Raw genomic sequence first — 17624 nt, forward strand, 5'->3', positions numbered from 1 at the left:
CTCCCAAGAAGAACCATGGCAGTCAACTACGGATCCCAACGCACCGTCGTCGGTGCGCACTACGGCATGCGCGACTGGCTCAGCCAGCGCGTCACCGCCGTGCTCATGGCGCTGTTCACCGTGATCGTGCTGGCGCAGGTGCTCCTGACGCGCGGCCCGATCGGCTACGACAAGTGGGCCGGCATCTTCGCCGCCCAGTGGATGAAGGTGCTGACCTTCTCCGTCGTGGTCGCCCTGCTCTGGCATGTCTGGGTCGGCATGCGCGACGTGCTGATGGACTACGTCAAGCCGGTCTGGATGCGCCTGTCGCTCCAGGTGTTCGTCATCGTCTGGCTCACCGGCTGTGCCGGCTGGGCGGTCCAGGTGCTCTGGAGAATCTGAGATGGGTTACAGCAGCAAGAACATCACGCGCCGTCGCTTCGACGTCGTCATCGTGGGCGCGGGCGGCTCCGGCATGCGCGCCTCGCTCCAGCTGGCGCGCGCCGGCCTCAACGTCGCGGTGCTGTCCAAGGTCTTCCCGACCCGCTCGCACACGGTGGCGGCCCAGGGCGGCATCGGTGCCTCGCTCGGCAACATGTCCGAGGACAACTGGCACTACCACTTCTACGACACGGTCAAGGGCTCCGACTGGCTGGGTGACCAGGACGCCATCGAGTTCATGTGCCGCGAGGCGCCCAAGGTGGTCTACGACCTCGAGCACATGGGCATGCCGTTCGACCGCAACCCCGACGGCACCATCTACCAGCGCCCGTTCGGCGGCCACACCGCCAACTACGGCGAGAAGCCGGTGCAGCGCGCCTGCGCCGCGGCCGACCGCACCGGCCACGCGATGCTGCACACGCTGTACCAGCAGAACGTCAAGGCGCGCACCAGCTTCTTCGTCGAGTGGATGGCCCTCGACCTGATCCGCGACGCCGAGGGCGACGTGGTCGGCGTCACGGCCATCGAGATGGAGACCGGCGACCTGCACATCCTGGAAGCCAAGACCACGCTGCTGGCCACCGGCGGCGCCGGCCGCATCTTCGCGGCCTCCACCAACGCCTTCATCAACACCGGCGACGGCCTGGGCATGGCGGCGCGCGCCGGCATCCCGCTGGAGGACATGGAGTTCTGGCAGTTCCATCCCACCGGCGTCGCCGGCGCGGGCGTGCTGCTGACCGAAGGCTGCCGCGGCGAAGGCGCGATCCTGCTCAACAGCAACGGCGAGCGCTTCATGGAGCGCTACGCGCCCACCCTGAAGGACCTGGCGCCGCGCGACTTCGTCTCGCGCTCGATGGACCAGGAGATCAAGGAAGGCCGTGGCTGTGGTCCCAACAAGGACTACGTGCTGCTCAAGCTCGACCACCTCGGGGCGGACACCATCCACAAGCGCCTGCCCTCGGTGTACGAGATCGGCATCAACTTCGCCAACGTCGACATCACCCGCGAGCCGATCCCGGTGGTGCCCACCATCCACTACCAGATGGGCGGCATCCCCACCAACGTCAACGGCCAGGTGGTCGTGCAGACGGCCGACAGCCACAACCAGGTGGTCAACGGCCTGTACGCGGTGGGCGAGTGCTCGTGCGTCAGCGTGCACGGCGCCAACCGCCTGGGCACCAACTCGCTGCTCGACCTGCTGGTATTCGGCCGCGCGGCCGGCAACCACATCGTCGACTGGGCGGCGAAGAACAAGAACCACAAGGACCTGCCCGCCGACGCCGCCGACCGCACGCTCGAGCGCCTGGCGCGGCTCGACGCGGCCGGCAGCGGCGAGTACGCGCAGGACGTGGCCAACGACATCCGCTCGGCGATGCAGCAGCACGCCGGCGTGTTCCGCACCCAGGCCAGCATGGACGAGGGCGTGCGCAAGATCGCCGCCATCCGCGAGCGCGTGAACGGCATCGCGCTGAAGGACAACTCCATGGTCTTCAACACCGCCCGCATCGAGGCGCTGGAGGTGGAGAACCTGATCGAGTGCGCGCAGGCCACCATGGTCTCGGCCGCCGCGCGCAAGGAGTGCCGCGGCGCCCACACGGTGAGCGACTACGAGAAGCCCGCCGACGACCCGGTGTCGCCGCTCGGCCGCGACGATGCCAACTGGATGAAGCACACCCTCTGGCACAGCAGCGGGAACAACCTGACCTACAAGCCGGTCAACCTCAAGCCGCTCACGGTCGAGTCGGTGCCGCCCAAGGTGCGGACGTTCTGACGTAGGTTCTCCTACGTACTCCCACGCATCCTCCCAGGACCTACATTCGAGTCGATTCCTCCATGCAGAAACGCACCTTCCAGATCTACCGCTACGACCCGGACAAGGACGCCAAGCCTTACATGCAGACGGTCGAGATCACGCTCGAGGGCAACGAGCGCATGCTCCTCGACGCGCTGATGAAGCTCAAGGCGCAGGATCCGACGCTGTCGTTCCGGCGCTCGTGCCGCGAAGGCGTGTGCGGCTCCGATGCGATGAACATCAACGGCAAGAACGGCCTGGCCTGCCTGACCAACATGCGCATGCTGAAGGACCCCATCGTCCTGAAGCCCCTGCCCGGCCTGCCGGTGGTCCGCGACCTCATCGTGGACATGACCGACTTTTTCAAGCAGTACCACTCGATCAAGCCCTACCTCGTCAACGACAGCATCCCGCCCGAGAAGGAGAGGCTGCAGTCGCCCGAGGAGCGCGAGGAGCTCAACGGCCTGTACGAGTGCATCCTGTGCGCCAGCTGCTCGACCAGCTGCCCCAGCTTCTGGTGGAACCCCGACAAGTTCGTCGGTCCGGCGGGGCTGCTGCAGGCCTACCGCTTCATCGCCGACAGCCGCGACCAGGCCACCAGCGAGCGGCTGGACAACCTGGAAGACCCGTACCGGCTGTTCCGCTGCCACACCATCATGAACTGCACCGACGTGTGCCCGAAGGGCCTGAACCCGACGGCCGCCATCGGCAAGATCAAGGAGCTGATGGTCCGCCGGGCCATCTGACGCGCCATGCCGACGGCGGCCACCCTCGACGACCACGCGGTAGGCAAGCTGCGCTGGCGCTGCCGCCGCGGACTGCTCGAGAACGACCTGTTCCTCGAGCGCTTCTTCGCCCGCCACGGCGACCGCCTCACTGCCCACCAGGGCATCGTGCTGGAGGAGCTGATGCAGCTGGCGGACAATGACCTGATGGACCTGTTCCTGCGCCGGCGCGAGCCGGCCGGCGAACTCGATCGTCCCGACGTGAAAGAACTGCTGGAGCAGCTGCGCGGCCGCTGAAGGCGGCCACCATTACCCGAAGGAACCTGCATGAAACTCGCCGACAACAAAGCCACCCTGTCGTTCAGCAACGGCAGCCCCAATGTCGAACTGCCCGTCTACCAGGGCACCATCGGCCCCGATGTCATCGACATCCGCAAGCTGTACGCGCAGACCGGCATGTTCACGTACGACCCGGGCTTCATGTCCACGGCGTCGTGCCAGTCGACCATCACCTACATCGATGGCGACAAGGGCGAGTTGCTGTACCGCGGCTACCCGATCGAGCAGCTGGCCACCAACTGCGACTTCCTCGAAACCTGCCACCTGCTGCTGTACGGCGAGCTGCCCAACCAGACCCAGAAGGACGACTTCGTCTCGCGCGTGACCAACCACACCATGGTCAACGAGCAGATGCAGTTCTTCCTGCGCGGCTTCCGCCGCGACGCCCACCCGATGGCGGTGATGACCGGCCTGGTGGGCGCGCTGTCGGCCTTCTATCACGACAGCACCGACATCAACAACCCGGAGCACCGCGAGATCGCGGCCATCCGCCTGATCGCCAAGATGCCCACGCTGGTGGCCATGGCGTACAAGTACGGCATCGGCCAGCCGTACATCTACCCGAAGAACTCGCTGTCCTACACCGGCAACTTCATGCGCATGATGTTCGCCACCCCGTGCGAGGAGTACGAGCCCAACGAGGTGCTGGTGCGCGCCATGGACCGCATCTTCATCCTGCACGCCGACCACGAGCAGAACGCGTCCACCTCCACCGTGCGCCTGTGCGGCAGCTCGGGCACCAACCCGTTCGCCGCCATCGCGGCCGGCGTCGCCTGCCTGTGGGGCCCGGCCCACGGCGGCGCCAACGAGGCGGCCCTGAACATGCTGGAGGACATCCAGCGCATGGGCGGCGTGGCCAAGATCGGCGAGTTCGTCGGCAAGGTCAAGGACAAGAACTCCGGCATCAAGCTGATGGGCTTCGGCCACCGCGTGTACAAGAACTACGACCCGCGCGCCAAGCTGATGCGCGAGACCTGCCACGAGGTGCTCAGCGAGCTGGGCCTGGGCAGCGACCCGCTGTTCAAGCTGGCGATGTCGCTCGAGAAGATCGCGCTGGAAGACGAGTACTTCGTCTCGCGCAAGCTCTACCCGAACGTCGACTTCTATTCGGGCATCGTCCAGCGCGCCATCGGCATCCCGGTCAACCTGTTCACCGGCATCTTCGCCCTGGCCCGCACGGTCGGCTGGATCGCCCAGCTCAACGAGATGATCGGCGACCCCGAGTACAAGATCGGCCGTCCGCGCCAGCTGTTCACCGGCGCCACCAAGCGCGACGTCAAGCCGCTCGCGCAGCGCTGATCCCCTCCGACCGGATCCGAAGGCCCGCCCCGTGCGGGCCTTTTGCATGGCGCCGGCCGTTGCGGCGGCGACAGCCCGGGCCGGGTTTTCACCGGCGCGGGCCACCGCGGGTCGTGTAAGCATGCCACCACCATGCCCGACCCGGTCCAGCACACTGCCGCCCGCTTCTTCCTCGAAGGCCTGCACGAAGCGGGCATCGAGCACCTGTTCTGCAACCTCGGCACCGACCACGTCACGCTGGTCGACGAGCTGGCCCGTTGCGAAGCCGAGGGACGGCCCGCGCCCAACGTCGTGCTCTGTCCGCACGAGAACGTTGCGATCCACATGGCCGGCGGCTACGCGGCCATCACCGGCCGCGGCCAGGGCGTGCTGGTCCACGTCGACGCGGGCACGGCCAATGCCGCGATGGGGATGCACAACCTGATGCGGTCGCGCCTGCCGGTGCTGCTGATGGCCGGGCGCGCGCCGTTCGCGCTGCACGGCGAGCTGACCGGCGCGCGCGACACCTACGTGCACTACGTTCAGGACCCGTTCGACATCGGGTCGCTGGTGCGGCCGTACGTGAAGTGGGAGTACGGCCTGCCCTCCGGCGTGGTCGCCAAGGAGGTGGTCCGGCGCGCCCACACGGTGATGCACAGCGACCCGCCGGGCCCGGCCTACCTGACGCTGCCGCGCGAGACGCTGGCGGCCAGCCACCCGGTGGCCGCCGCACGCTCCTTCCCGGCCGAGCGCTACGGACCGGTGCGCTCCGGCGGCCTGTCGGCCGAGACTGCGGCCCACGTGGCCCGCGAGCTGATCGCCGCCCGGCAGCCGCTGGCCGTCACCTCCTACCTGGGGCGCAACCCGCAGGCCGTGGGAGCCCTCGACGCGCTCGCCCGGCTGTGCGGCATCCGGGTCGTGGAGTTCAACACGGCCTGGCTGTCGATCCCGCGCGAGTCGCCGTGCTTCGCCGGCTTCGACGCCGGCCCGCTGCTGGCCGGCACCGACCTCGGCCTGCTGCTCGACGTCGACGTGCCGTGGCTGCCCAGTGCCAGGCCGCGCGAGGACACCCGCTGGCTGCACATCGACATCGATCCGGTGAAGAAGGACTTCCCGGCCTGGGGCTTCGCGACCGACCTGCGCCTGCAGGCCGACTGCGGGCAGGCCCTCCGCGACGTGCACGCGGCGGTGCTGGCGCTGGCCGACGACGCCTTCCACCGCCGGGTGGCCGAGCGCATGGCGGGATGGGAGGGCGAGCGGCGCGCGCGGCTCGAGCGCGTGGCGGCCCAGGCCGCCGATCCCGGCCAGCGTGGTGCGCTCAACCCGGCCTGGGCGTGCGCCCAGCTCGGCCGGCACCTGCGGCCGGACGACATCGTCATCAACGAAGGCATCCGCAATGCGCTGAACGTGTTCCAGCAGGTCCCGCGCAGCGAGCCGCTCTCGCTGCTGGGCGGCGCCGGCGGCGGCCTCGGCTACAGCGCCGGCATGGCCCTGGGCGCCAGGCTGGCCCGTCCCGGCGCGCGCGTCGTCCATGTCGAGGGCGACGGCGGCTTCCATTTCTCCACGCCCAGCTCGGTCTACGCCGTCGCCCAGGCGTACCGGCTGCCGATCCTCACCGTGGTGCTGGACAACGGCGGCTGGCAGGCCGTCAAGGAAGCGGTGCTGCGGGTGCATCCGGACGGCGCGGCCGCGCGCCTCAACCAGTTCCACGCGCGGCTGGCCGGCGGCCAGCGCCGGTTCGAGCAGGTCGCGCAGGCGTTCGGCGCGCATGGCGAGCGCGTCGAGGCGCCAGAGGAGCTGGAGGGCGCCATCACGCGGTGCCTGGCCGCCCTCGACGAGGGCCGCGCCGCCCTGCTATCGATCACCATCGCGCCGATCTGAGCGCGCCAACCAGGCAGGAGGCTTTTGCATGCCCACGAACCACGATCCGAACCGGCGCGCCGTGCTGGGGGCCGCCGCGGCGCTGGCCGCCGGCGTTCCGTTGGCCACGCGCGCCCAGGCCTGGCCGACCAAGCAGGTGCGGCTGGTGGTGCCGTACGCGCCGGGCGGTGGCAACGACCTGCTCGCGCGGGTGCTGGGCGAAAAGCTCGCACCGGCGCTGGGCCAGCCGGTGGTGGTGGAGAACCGGGCCGGCGCCGGTGCCATCGTCGGCACCGAATACGTGGCGCGCGCCACTCCCGACGGCCACACCCTGCTGGTGGCGGCCAGCGGCCCGATCGTCTTCAACCCGGTGCTGGTGTCCAAGCTGCCGTACTCGCCGCTGCAGGACCTGGCACCGGTCTCGATGATCGGATCGTTCCCGCTGATCCTCGCGGTGCACGAGGCCTTCCCGGCGCGCACGCTCGCCGAGCTGGTCGCCTGGTCGAAGAACGATGCCAACAAGCCGAGCTACTCGTACCCGGCCGCCTCGTTCCAGCTGGTGATGGAACTGCTCAAGTCGCGCACGGGGCTGAAGGCGCTGAACGTGCCCTACCAGGGCAGCGCGCCGTCGATCAACGCCGTGATGACGCAGGAAGTGCCGATGACGCTGATCGACTCCGGTCCCATCGCCGCGCTGCTCAAGGCCGGCCGGCTGCGGGCGCTGGCCGTCACGTCCGAGCAGCGCCTGCCCGCCTACCCCACCGTGCCCACGCTGCGCGAGCAGGGCGTCGACCTGGTGGTGAACTTCTGGACCGGCCTGCTGGCCCCGGCCGGCACGCCCGCGGCCATCGTCCGCCGGCTGCAGGAGGAGACCGCGCGCGCCATGGCGCTGCCCGACGTCGTCGACCGCCTGCAGCGGGTCGACATCAAGCCCGTCACCAACAGCCCGGCGGAATTCGCCCGCACCATCGCGCAGGAGATCGAGCTGTGGACGCAGGTGGCACGCGACAACAACATCCGCGCCAGCTGATGGCCGTGGCCACCTGATCAGGGCGCCGTGCGGTAGCGCGGCGCGGCGGCGGTCCCGACGCTGAGCTGGTTCACCACGCCCATGACGTCGTCGACCAGCAGCACCGCCCGTTCCATCTGCTCGGCCTGCTCGGGCGTGCGCACGCATCCCATCAGCGTGACCAGCCGCCGCTCGCCCAGCACCCAGACGCTGGTGTCGTCGAAACGTCCGTCCATCTGCAGGTACTGCGCCACCCGCGGGAGCAGCTCCTTGTCGTAGAGGTAGGAGTTCGGCAGCCGGCAGCGGCCCACCCGCCAGCAGCTGGTGCCGTGCTGCGCCCGCACATGCGCTTCGGCACGCATCTCGGCCTCGGTCATGCCCGGCGGGGCCGGCACGGCGCAGCCGGGCAGCGCCGAGGTCACGCGCAGGAAGGGGGCGTCGAACCAGTTGCGGCGATCCTGGGCGGCCAGCGGCACGGCCAGCCCCGCCACCAGGAGGCCGGCCCAGATCACTCGCGTCATGCCATGGGCTCCTTGTGCCCCGGGATGCTTGCAATCGCGGCGCCGGACGTCAACGGCGAAGCCGGCCAGCGGGCGCCGATGCCGACCCCACCCATCGCCGATCGAGATGCCTGGGCTGGTTTGCGGCCGGATAATTCGCTTCCCCTCGCGATTCGCGATCCCTCATGGCCATCTCCGACCGAAGCTTCGCCCGCCGGCTGGACCTCACTTCGCTGCAGCTGTTCGTGGCGGTGTGCGAGTCCGGTTCGATCGGGCGCGCCGCCGAACGCGAGGCGATCGCGGCCTCGGCGGTGAGCAAGCGCCTGTCGGACCTGGAGGCGGCCGTGGACGCCCCGCTGCTCTACCGGCATGCGCGCGGCGTCGACCTCACGCCGGCCGGCGAGACCTTCCTGCACCACGCCCGCTCGGTGCTGTCCAGCCTGGACACCATGCAGGGCGAGCTGAGCGAATACGCACAAGGCGTGCGCGGCCACGTGCGCATCCACGCCAACATCTCGGCCATCGTGCAGTTCCTGCCGGGCGACCTGGGCGTCTTCACCACCCGCCACGAGCAGGTGAAGATCGACCTCGAGGAACGCGTGAGCACCGAGATCATCCGTGCGGTGCACGAGGGCGAATGCGACATCGGCATCTGCAACCCGACGATCGGTGTCGGCGGCCTGCAGGCCCGCCCCTACCGGCAGGACCGGCTGGTGCTGGTCGTGCCGGCCCGCCACCCGCTGGCCGCGCTGCCGGCCGTCTGGTTCGCCGACCTGCTGGACCATGACCTGGTCGGGCTGCACGGCAACAGCGCCATCGACCTGGCGATGCGGCGCGCCGCGGCCCAGGCCGGCAAGCCGCTGCGGCTGCGCATCCGCGTGACGGGCCTGGACGCCATGTGCCGCATGATCGACAACGGCCTGGGCATCGGCCTGGTGCCGGACCGCGCCTTCGACCTGCTGCGCGAGATCGGCGCGCTGCGCGCCGTGCCGCTGCGCGACGAGTGGGCCACCCGCCACATCCAGATCCTGGCGCGCGACTTCGCCGCGCTGCCGGTGACGGCCCGCCTCCTCGTCGACCACCTCACCGCCACCGAGGACGCAGCCGCGTCGGTTGGCGCCCACTCACCCCATCGATAAAATCGATCCTCCAGCCGGAACACGACCATGGGACGCACCCTCTACGACAAGATCTGGGACGAGCACGTCGTCCACACCGAAGAGGACGGCACCGCCGTCCTGTACATCGACCGCCACCTGGTCCATGAAGTCACCAGCCCGCAGGCCTTCGAGGGCCTGCGCCAGGCCGGCCGCAAGGTCTGGCGCATCAGCTCGGTGGTCGCCACCGCCGACCACAACACGCCCACCACCGGCTGGGAGCTCGGCTACGACGGCATCGCCGACCCGATCAGCAAGGAGCAGGTGACCACGCTCGACAAGAACATCGCGGAGTTCGGCGCCGCCGCCTACTTCCCGTTCCTGTCCAAGCGCCAGGGCATCGTGCACGTCATCGGTCCCGAGCAGGGCGCCACCCTGCCCGGCATGACGGTGGTCTGCGGCGACTCGCACACGTCCACCCACGGGGCCTTCGGCGCGCTGGCGCACGGCATCGGCACCAGCGAGGTCGAGCACGTGCTGGCCACGCAGACGCTGCTGGCCAAGAAGGCCCGGAACATGCTGGTGCGGGTGGAGGGCAAGCTGGCCCGCGGCGTCACCGCCAAGGACATCGTGCTGGCCATCATCGGCCGCATCGGCACCGCCGGCGGCACCGGCTACACCATCGAGTTCGGCGGCTCGGCGATCCGCGCGCTGTCGATGGAAGGCCGCATGACGGTGTGCAACATGGCCATCGAGGCCGGCGCCCGCGCCGGCATGGTGGCGGTGGACGACAAGACCATCGAGTACCTCAAGGGCCGGCCGCTGTCGCCGACCGGGGTCGAGTGGGACCAGGCCGTCGCCTACTGGAAGACGCTGCAGTCCGACGCCGACGCGAAGTTCGACACCGTGGTCGACCTCGACGCCGCGCAGATCGTGCCGCAGGTCACCTGGGGCACCTCGCCCGAGATGGTGCTGGGCATCGACGGCCGCGTGCCCGACCCCGACAAGGAAAAGGACGGCAACAAGCGCGGCGCGATCGAGCGCGCGCTGACGTACATGGGCCTGGAGCCGGGCAAGCCGCTGGACGACGTGTTCGTCGACAAGGTGTTCATCGGCTCGTGCACCAACAGCCGCATCGAGGACATGCGCGAGGCCGCGGCCATGGTCAAGAAGCTCGGGCGCAAGGTCGCGAAGAACATCAAGCTGGCGATGGTCGTGCCCGGCTCGGGCGTCGTGAAGGAACAGGCCGAGCGCGAGGGCCTGCACGAGATCTTCCGCGCCGCCGGCTTCGAGTGGCGCGAGCCGGGCTGCTCGATGTGCCTGGCGATGAACGCCGACCGGCTGGAGCCGGGCGAGCGCTGCGCCTCCACCAGCAACCGCAACTTCGAGGGCCGCCAGGGTGCCGGTGGCCGCACCCACCTGGTCAGTCCCGCCATGGCCGCCGCCGCCGCCGTGCACGGCCATTTCGTCGACGTCCGCCAATTCGCCTGAAGGAGAGCCCTTGATGATGAAGACCCTCGCCACCTGCCTCGCCCTGTGCTTCGCGCTCGCCGGCTGCAGCAACACCGTCCGCGGCGCCGGCCAGGACATCCAGAAGGCGGGCAACGCGATCGAGAACGCGGTCAAGAAGTAACGCGGGCAGACCAACCATGAACAAGTTCACCGTGCACAAGGGCCTGGTGGCCCCGATGGACCGCGAGAACGTCGACACCGACGCCATCATTCCCAAGCAGTTCCTGAAGTCGATCCACAAGACCGGCTTCGGCCAGAACCTGTTCGACGAGTGGCGCTACCTCGACCCCGGCTTCCCGGGCCAGGACCCGGCCAGCCGCAAACCCAATCCCGACTTCGTGCTGAACCAGCCGCGCTACAAGGGCGCGTCCATCCTGCTGGCGCGCAAGAACTTCGGCTGCGGCTCCTCGCGCGAACACGCCCCCTGGGCGCTCGACCAGTACGGCTTCCGGGCGATCATCGCCCCGAGCTTCGCCGACATCTTCTTCAACAACAGCTTCAAGAACGGGCTGCTGCCCATCGTGCTGCCCGACTCGGTGGTGGCCAGGCTGTTCGACGAGGCGCTGGCCTTCCCCGGCTACGAGCTGACCATCGACCTGGAGCGCCAGGTGGTCGTCAAGCCGCAGGGCGAGGAGATCGCATTCGAGGTGCAGGGCTTCCGCAAGTACTGCCTGCTCAACGGCCTCGACGACATCGGCCTGACGCTGCGCCAGTCCGACAAGATCAAGGCCTACGAGGCCAACCGGCTGGCCACCAAGCCCTGGCTGGCCCACACCCTGCCGGGCTGACCACCGTGGGCGCCACCGGCCTGCTGCGCGGGCTGCTCGCGGCCGGCCTGCTGGTGGCGCAACTGGCCGCCGCGCAGGACCTGCGGCCCGGGCTGGCCAGCCTGCGCTTCGCCGGCCTGGCGGAGGCGAAGGCCGCGCTGGCCGCCGACGACGACTGGATGGCCGCGACCGGCGACGTCCAGCGCGCCGCCACGGTGCGCGGCCAGGCGCCGGTGACGCTCGAGCAGTTCAAGGCGGCGCTGGCCGGCGCGGCGCGCGAGTGCGGCCCCGAGCAGCGCCGGCGCTGGAGCCTGGCGCTGGCGGACGTCGCCGACAGCCTGCGCCAGCTGCCGCTGCGCCTGCCCGACCCGGTGACCATCGTCTGCACCGACGGCTCCGATTCCGCCGGCGCGCCCTACACCCGCGGCGACACCGTGTTCCTGCCGCAGGTGCTGCCGCCAATGCGGGTGAGCGACGCCGAACTGCTGGCGCACGAGCTGGTGCACATCGCCGACCGCCGCCAGCCCGAGCGCGCCACCCGCCTGTACCGGCTGCTGGGCTTCGAGCCCGTCGGCCCGCTGGCCTGGCCGGCCGAGTGGGAGCCGCTGCGCATCGCCAACCCCGACGCGCCGCACCACCGCCACGTGGTGTGGATCGACGACGGCGGCCAGCGGCTGGCGGTGATGCCGCTGCTCGTGGCCGGCCGCGACCAGCTGGGCCCCGACGAGACCTTCTTGAGCGTGCTCGAGGTGCGGCTGCTGGCCGTCGAGCCCGGCCGGGACGGCGCGCCGAGCCGGCCGTTGCGCCAGGCCGGCCGTCTGGTCTGGTTCCCGGCCCAGGCGAGCGCCTCCTACCTCGACCAGCTCGGCGGCAACACCAGCTACGTGTTCCATCCCGAAGAAACGCTGGCCGACAATGTCGCGTTCCTTGCCAGCGGCCGCGCGGTTCCCAACCGCGCCCTGCTGGAACGCATCCGGGCCGTGCTCGCCGACGGCGGGCCGGCCGATTCCCTTCCCCACCTAGCGAGATGACGATGAAGATTGCAGTGCTGCCGGGCGACGGCATCGGGACCGAGATCGTGGCCGAGGCCGTGAAGGTCCTGAAGGTTCTCGACCTCCCCCTCGACATGGAAACGGCCCTGGTCGGCGGCGCCGCCTACGAGGCCAAGGGCCACCCCCTGCCCGAGGACACGTTGAAGCTGGCCAAGGCCGCCGACGCCATCCTGTTCGGCGCCGTCGGCGACTGGAAGTTCGACAAGCTGGAGCGCCAGTTCCGGCCCGAGCAGGCCATCCTGGGCCTGCGCAAGCACCTGGGACTGTTCGCCAACTTCCGGCCGGCGATCTGCTACGAGCAGCTCACGCACGCCTCGAGCCTGAAGCCCGAGCTGGTGGCGGGCCTGGACATCCTGATCCTGCGCGAGCTCACCGGCGACATCTACTTCGGCCAGCCGCGCGGCCGGCGCACCGCCACCGACGGGCACTTCCCCGGTGCCGAGGAAGCCTTCGACACCATGCGCTACAGCCGCCCGGAGATCGAGCGCATCGCGCACGTCGCCTTCCAGGCCGCCCGCAAGCGCAACAAGCACGTGACCAGCGTGGACAAGGCCAACGTGCTCGAGACCTTCCAGCTGTGGAAGGACGTCGTGACCGAAGTGGGCAAGGAGTACCCGGACGTCACGCTGGACCACATGTACGTGGACAACGCGGCGATGCAGCTGGTCAAGCAGCCGAAGTTCTTCGACGTGGTGGTCACCGGCAACATGTTCGGCGACATCCTGTCCGACGAGGCGGCCATGCTCACCGGCTCGATCGGCATGCTGCCCTCGGCCAGCCTGAACGCGGGCAACCAGGGCCTGTACGAGCCCAGCCACGGCAGTGCGCCGGACATCGCCGGCAAGGGCGTGGCGAATCCGTTGGCTACAATCCTGTCCTCCGCCATGATGCTGCGCTACTCCCTGAACCAGCCCGAAGCCGCCGATCGCATCGAGGCGGCGGTCAAGGCCGTGCTCGCGTCGGGACTGCGCACGGCGGACATCTGGTCCGAAGGCACCACGAAGGTCGGCACCCGCGCCATGGGCGATGCCGTCGTGGCCGCGATCACCAAAAAGACCATTACCAAGAGCTAGCAGCTCCGGTTCGTCGCGCGCCTCTCCCCGGCCGGACGAGCCGGGGAACCAGGATTCACTCGAAAGGCGTATGACGATGGCAATCTCCAAGGCACAACAACCGCTGGTCGGCCTGGTCGGCTGGCGCGGCATGGTCGGTTCGGTCCTGATGGACCGCATGCAGGCCGAAGGCGACTTCGGCCTCATCGAGCCGGCGTTCTTCTCGACCTCGAACGCCGGCGGCAAGGCGCCCGCCCAGGCGAAGAACGAAGCCGTCCTGAAGGACGCGTTCGACATCGAGGCGCTCAGGAAGTGCGACATCGTCATCACCTGCCAGGGCGGCGACTACACCACCGAGGTGTTCCCCAAGCTGCGCGCCGCCGGCTGGACCGGCCACTGGATCGACGCCGCGTCGACGCTGCGCATGCAGGACGACGCCGTCATCGTGCTCGACCCGGTCAACTCGCCGGTGATCCGCAACGCGCTCGCCAAGGGCGGCCGCAACTGGATCGGCGGCAACTGCACCGTCAGCTGCATGCTCATGGGCGTGGGCGCCCTCTACAAGGCCGGCCTGGTCGAGTGGATGAGCAGCATGACCTATCAGGCGGCCTCGGGCGGCGGCGCCCAGCACATGCGCGAGCTGCTCACCCAGTTCGGCACGCTCAATGCCGAGGTCAAGGCCCTGCTCGACGATCCCAAGTCGGCCATCCTCGAGATCGACCGCAAGGTGCTGCACCGCCAGCAGAGCCTGGGCGCGGCGGAGACCGAGAACTTCGGCGTTCCGCTGGGCGGCTCGCTCATTCCCTGGATCGACAAGGACCTGGGCATCGGCAAGCAGCGCGGCGACGACGGCTGGGGTGTCTCGCGCGAGGAATGGAAGGCCGGCGCCGAGACCAACAAGATCCTGGGCCAGGGCCCCGGCTTCGCCACCCCGGCGGTGCCGGTCGACGGCTTCTGCGTGCGCGTGGGCGCCATGCGCTGCCACAGCCAGGCGCTGACCTTCAAGCTGAAGAAGGACGTGCCGCTGGCCGACATCGAGGCCATGATCGCCGCCGACAACCAGTGGGTGCGCGTGGTGCCGAACACCCGCGAGGCCACGCTGAAGGACCTGACCCCCGTGGCCGTCACCGGCACGCTGGGCATCCCGGTGGGCCGGCTGCGCAAGATGGCCATGGGCCCCGAGTACCTCGGCGCCTTCACCATCGGCGACCAGCTGCTGTGGGGCGCGGCCGAGCCGCTGCGCCGCATGCTGCGCATCCTGCTGGACGCCTGACCGGCATTGGCTCCGCGCTGTAGCGAGTGGTTACAGCACGTTGTCGAGCCACAACAAGGATCGTGCTTCCGCCGAGCTTGACGGGGCCTGCCCGAACCTCAGGCCGGTTTCAGCTTGTTCGGCTAAAACATTGATGCTATGGTCCTTTTAGCAATTCCGCTCTCAAGGCGAACGCCCGCATGAAGAGAAAAAAACTGCCCGCCAACCGAGCAGTGGGGACCCCAACGATCGCGAACCGGACCTGGCAAGCCAGTGCTGTTGCGTTGTCCGTTGCCGCCGCGCTGAGCTTCCCCGCGACGGACGCCCACGCCTTGGCGCTCGGGCGCGTCACCGTCCAGTCGGCCCTCGGCGAACGCCTGCTCGCCGACATCGACCTGCCCGAGATCAACGGCGAGGAAGCCGCCAGTCTGCGCGCCGCCGTGGCCTCGCCGGCGGCCTACCGCGCGGCCGGGCTCGACTACAACCCCGCGTTGCAGGGCGTCAGCATCACGCTGCAGCGCCGCTCCGACGGCCGCTACTTCCTGCGCCTGCAGAGCGAGCGCGCCGTCAGCGAGCCGTTCGTCGACATGCTGGTCGAGACCAGCTGGTCGTCCGGCCGCATCACGCGCGACTTCACGCTGCTGCTCGATCCGCCGAGCCTGCGCCAGGGGCAGGCCCCGATCACGGCGCAAGCCGCTCCCGCCCCGGCCACGCCTTCTGCGGCAGCTCCTGCCGCCGGCGTGACGGCCGTCCCGCGTGCAGCGCGGCCGGTTGCCGCCGTCCGGCCGCCGGTCCAGGCCCAGGCTGCCGCTCCGTCTCCAGCCCCCGCGGCAGCACCCGCACCGGCCGGCGAGGGCAAGCAGGTCACCGTGCAGGGCGGCGACACCGCCGGCAAGATCGCTGCCGGCAACAAGCCCGCCACCGTCTCGCTCGACCAGATGCTGGTCGCGATGCTGCGCTCCAACCCGGACGCCTTCGTCGGCGGCAACATCAACCGGCTGCGCTCGGGCGCCGTCCTCAGCCTGCCCTCGCAGGCCCAGGCCGAGGCGGTCCCGCCTGCCGAGGCCACCCAGACCCTGGTGGCGCAGAGCCGCGACTTCAACGAATTCCGCCGGCGTCTGGCCGAAGGCGTGCCCACGGCCCCGGCCGGCGGCGCCGAGCGGCAGGCCAGCGGCAAGGTGCAGGCCCAGGTCGACGAGAAGAAGCCGGCCGCTTCCGCACCCGACAAGCTCACCCTGTCCAAGGGTGCCGTCCAGTCCAGGAGCTCCGCCGACGCCATCGCCACCCAGCGCGCCGCGCAGGACGAGGCCAAGCGCGTGGCCGAGCTCAACCAGAACATCAAGCAGCTGCAGGACCTGAGCAGTGCCGCCAGCGCACCCAAGGCCGGCGCAGCCGCCGCGCCGGGTGCGACCGCAGCCGCGCCGGGCAAGCCGGCCAGCGGCCCCGCCACCGGCGTGACGCTGCCGGTGGCCACCCCTGCCGCACCGGTCGCCGCCGCTGCCAGCGCGGCCTCAGCTCCGGCCGCCAGCGCTCCGGCTCCCGTGGCCCCTGTTGCCGCCGCTGTAGCCAGCGACGCCGCGCAAGCCGCTTCCGCCCCCCTGGCCGGCGCCAGTGCCACCCCGCTGGCCGCGACCACTGCGCCGGCCGCCGAGCCTGCCGCGGCCGCCTCGGCACCGCGCAAGAAGCCGTCCGTGCCGCCGCCCCCGCCGCCTGAACCCAGCTTCGTCGACGAACTGCTCGACAACCCGCTGATCCCCGCCGCCCTGGGCGGCGTGCTCGCCCTGCTGGCGGGCGTGGGCATCTGGAAGGTCCGCCAGCGCCGCAAGGCCACCCAGGTCGACAGTTCCTTCCTCGAGAGCCGCCTGCAGCCCGACTCGTTCTTCGGCGCCAGCGGCGGCCAGCGCGTCGACACGGCCGAAGGCGCGCCCACCGGTTCGTCGATGGTCTATTCGCCGAGCCAGCTCGATGCCGCCGGCGACGTCGACCCGGTGGCCGAGGCCGACGTGTACCTGGCCTACGGCCGCGACCTGCAGGCCGAGGAGATCCTCAAGGAAGCGCTGCGCACCAGCCCGCAACGCGTGGCCATCCACGTCAAGTTGCTCGAGATCTACGCCAAGCGGCGCGATGCCAAGGCGTTCGAGCAGGTGGCCAGCGAGGCCTACAGCCTGAGCCACGGCGAAGGCTCCGAATGGGCCCGCATCTGCGAACTGGGCCAGGAACTCGACCCGTCCAACTCGATGTATCGGCCGGGTGGCCAGCCGGTGACCACCGGCGCAGCCCCCGTGGCGGCAGCACCGGTCGCCGCAGCAGTGGCCGGCGCCGCGGCGGCCGCGGCCTTCACCGCCACTGCCAAGCAGGCTGCCGAGCCCGTGGCGCCCGCGGCCGATGTCGACCTCGACCTGGACTTCTCGCTCGACGACCCGGTCGACGCGGCGCCGGCGTTCGCCGCACCGCCCGCCGCCGAAGCGGTCGCCACGCAGGCCATGCCGGCCCAGCCGCTGCTCGACGATCCGCTGTCGATGGATTTCAGCGTGATCACGCCCGTGGCGCCGCTGGCCACGCCCGCGCCGGACCTCGCATCCGCCGACAACAGCCTCAACTTCGACCTGCCCGCGATCTCTGCGCCGGCTACGGCGGTGGCCACTCCGGCGCCCGCCGCCGACTCCGGCATGCTCGAGTTCGACCTCGGCGGCCTGTCGCTCGACCTGCCCGGCGCCGCGCCGGCCCGCGCCGAGGCAGCCGACACGGTCGAAGGCGAGATCAGCACCACCGGGCTGGACCTGTCGTCGGTTGATGGTGACGACCCGCTGGCCACCAAGCTCGCGCTGGCGCAGGAGTTCAACGCCATCGGCGACGCCGACGGCGCCCGCAGCCTGGCCCAGGAAGTCATCGCCGAAGCGTCCGGCGACCTCAAGAACAAGGCGCAGCGGTTCCTGGCGGAGATCGGCTGATCCCCCGGGTTTCCAGGG

The 17624-nt window shown here is 70.2% G+C and carries 16 protein-coding genes; 15 read left to right on the forward strand and 1 reads right to left on the reverse strand.

The window, feature by feature from the left end; genetic code table 11:
• Positions 1-15: 15 nt before the first annotated feature.
• The 7 genes from sdhD to GON04_RS06535 all read left to right on the forward strand — a co-directional run bounded on the left by sdhD (position 16) and on the right by GON04_RS06535 (position 7444).
• Complete coding sequence (gene sdhD / locus GON04_RS06505) at positions 16-381, forward strand: succinate dehydrogenase, hydrophobic membrane anchor protein (protein WP_157397126.1); 366 nt, start codon at positions 16-18, stop codon at positions 379-381.
• Position 382: 1 nt separating this feature from the next.
• Positions 383-2191, forward strand: coding sequence for a succinate dehydrogenase flavoprotein subunit (sdhA, locus tag GON04_RS06510; RefSeq protein WP_157397127.1), 1809 nt, complete (start codon positions 383-385; stop codon positions 2189-2191).
• A gap of 62 nt (positions 2192-2253) precedes the next feature.
• On the forward strand, positions 2254-2958 hold the full coding sequence (locus GON04_RS06515) for a succinate dehydrogenase iron-sulfur subunit (RefSeq protein WP_157397128.1): 705 nt from the start codon (positions 2254-2256) through the stop codon (positions 2956-2958).
• A 6-nt stretch (positions 2959-2964) separates the two neighbouring features.
• Positions 2965-3234, forward strand: a complete 270-nt coding sequence (locus GON04_RS06520; protein WP_157397129.1) for an FAD assembly factor SdhE — start codon at positions 2965-2967, stop codon at positions 3232-3234.
• A 30-nt stretch (positions 3235-3264) separates the two neighbouring features.
• Positions 3265-4575 (forward strand): citrate synthase, encoded by a 1311-nt coding sequence (locus GON04_RS06525; protein WP_157397130.1) that lies wholly within the window; start codon positions 3265-3267, stop codon positions 4573-4575.
• 132 nt (positions 4576-4707) lie between these two features.
• Positions 4708-6435, forward strand: a complete 1728-nt coding sequence (locus GON04_RS06530; protein ID WP_157397131.1) for a thiamine pyrophosphate-requiring protein — start codon at positions 4708-4710, stop codon at positions 6433-6435.
• 28 nt (positions 6436-6463) lie between these two features.
• Positions 6464-7444, forward strand: a complete 981-nt coding sequence (locus GON04_RS06535) for a Bug family tripartite tricarboxylate transporter substrate binding protein (RefSeq protein WP_157397132.1) — start codon at positions 6464-6466, stop codon at positions 7442-7444.
• 17 nt (positions 7445-7461) lie between these two features.
• Here GON04_RS06535 and GON04_RS06540 read toward each other — a convergent pair whose 3' ends face one another.
• Positions 7462-7944, reverse strand: a complete 483-nt coding sequence (locus GON04_RS06540) for a BON domain-containing protein (protein ID WP_157397133.1) — start codon at positions 7942-7944, stop codon at positions 7462-7464.
• Between the two features lie 164 nt (positions 7945-8108).
• On the opposite strand from GON04_RS06540, the gene GON04_RS06545 reads away from it, so the two are divergent.
• The 8 genes from GON04_RS06545 (at position 8109) to GON04_RS06580 (ending at position 17606) form a co-directional block, all read left to right on the forward strand.
• Positions 8109-9062, forward strand: coding sequence for a LysR family transcriptional regulator (locus GON04_RS06545; RefSeq protein ID WP_157397134.1), 954 nt, complete (start codon positions 8109-8111; stop codon positions 9060-9062).
• A gap of 27 nt (positions 9063-9089) precedes the next feature.
• Positions 9090-10511, forward strand: a complete 1422-nt coding sequence (gene leuC / locus GON04_RS06550; RefSeq protein ID WP_157397135.1) for a 3-isopropylmalate dehydratase large subunit — start codon at positions 9090-9092, stop codon at positions 10509-10511.
• Between the two features lie 16 nt (positions 10512-10527).
• Positions 10528-10653, forward strand: a complete 126-nt coding sequence (locus GON04_RS06555; protein WP_181654035.1) for an entericidin A/B family lipoprotein — start codon at positions 10528-10530, stop codon at positions 10651-10653.
• Between the two features lie 16 nt (positions 10654-10669).
• Positions 10670-11320, forward strand: coding sequence for a 3-isopropylmalate dehydratase small subunit (gene leuD / locus GON04_RS06560; protein ID WP_157397137.1), 651 nt, complete (start codon positions 10670-10672; stop codon positions 11318-11320).
• 5 nt (positions 11321-11325) lie between these two features.
• Entirely contained in the window at positions 11326-12330 is a 1005-nt protein-coding gene (locus GON04_RS06565; RefSeq protein WP_157397138.1) for a hypothetical protein, read from the forward strand.
• 2 nt (positions 12331-12332) lie between these two features.
• Positions 12333-13424, forward strand: a complete 1092-nt coding sequence (gene leuB, locus GON04_RS06570; protein ID WP_157397139.1) for a 3-isopropylmalate dehydrogenase — start codon at positions 12333-12335, stop codon at positions 13422-13424.
• Between the two features lie 76 nt (positions 13425-13500).
• On the forward strand, positions 13501-14676 hold the full coding sequence (gene asd, locus GON04_RS06575; protein ID WP_157397140.1) for an aspartate-semialdehyde dehydrogenase: 1176 nt from the start codon (positions 13501-13503) through the stop codon (positions 14674-14676).
• Between the two features lie 263 nt (positions 14677-14939).
• Positions 14940-17606, forward strand: coding sequence for a motility hub landmark protein FimV (locus GON04_RS06580; protein ID WP_338050904.1), 2667 nt, complete (start codon positions 14940-14942; stop codon positions 17604-17606).
• Positions 17607-17624 lie beyond the last annotated feature (18 nt).

The sequence above is a fragment of the Ramlibacter pinisoli genome, from assembly GCF_009758015.1.
In the GTDB taxonomy this organism is placed as follows: Bacteria; Pseudomonadota; Gammaproteobacteria; order Burkholderiales; family Burkholderiaceae_C; genus Ramlibacter; species Ramlibacter pinisoli.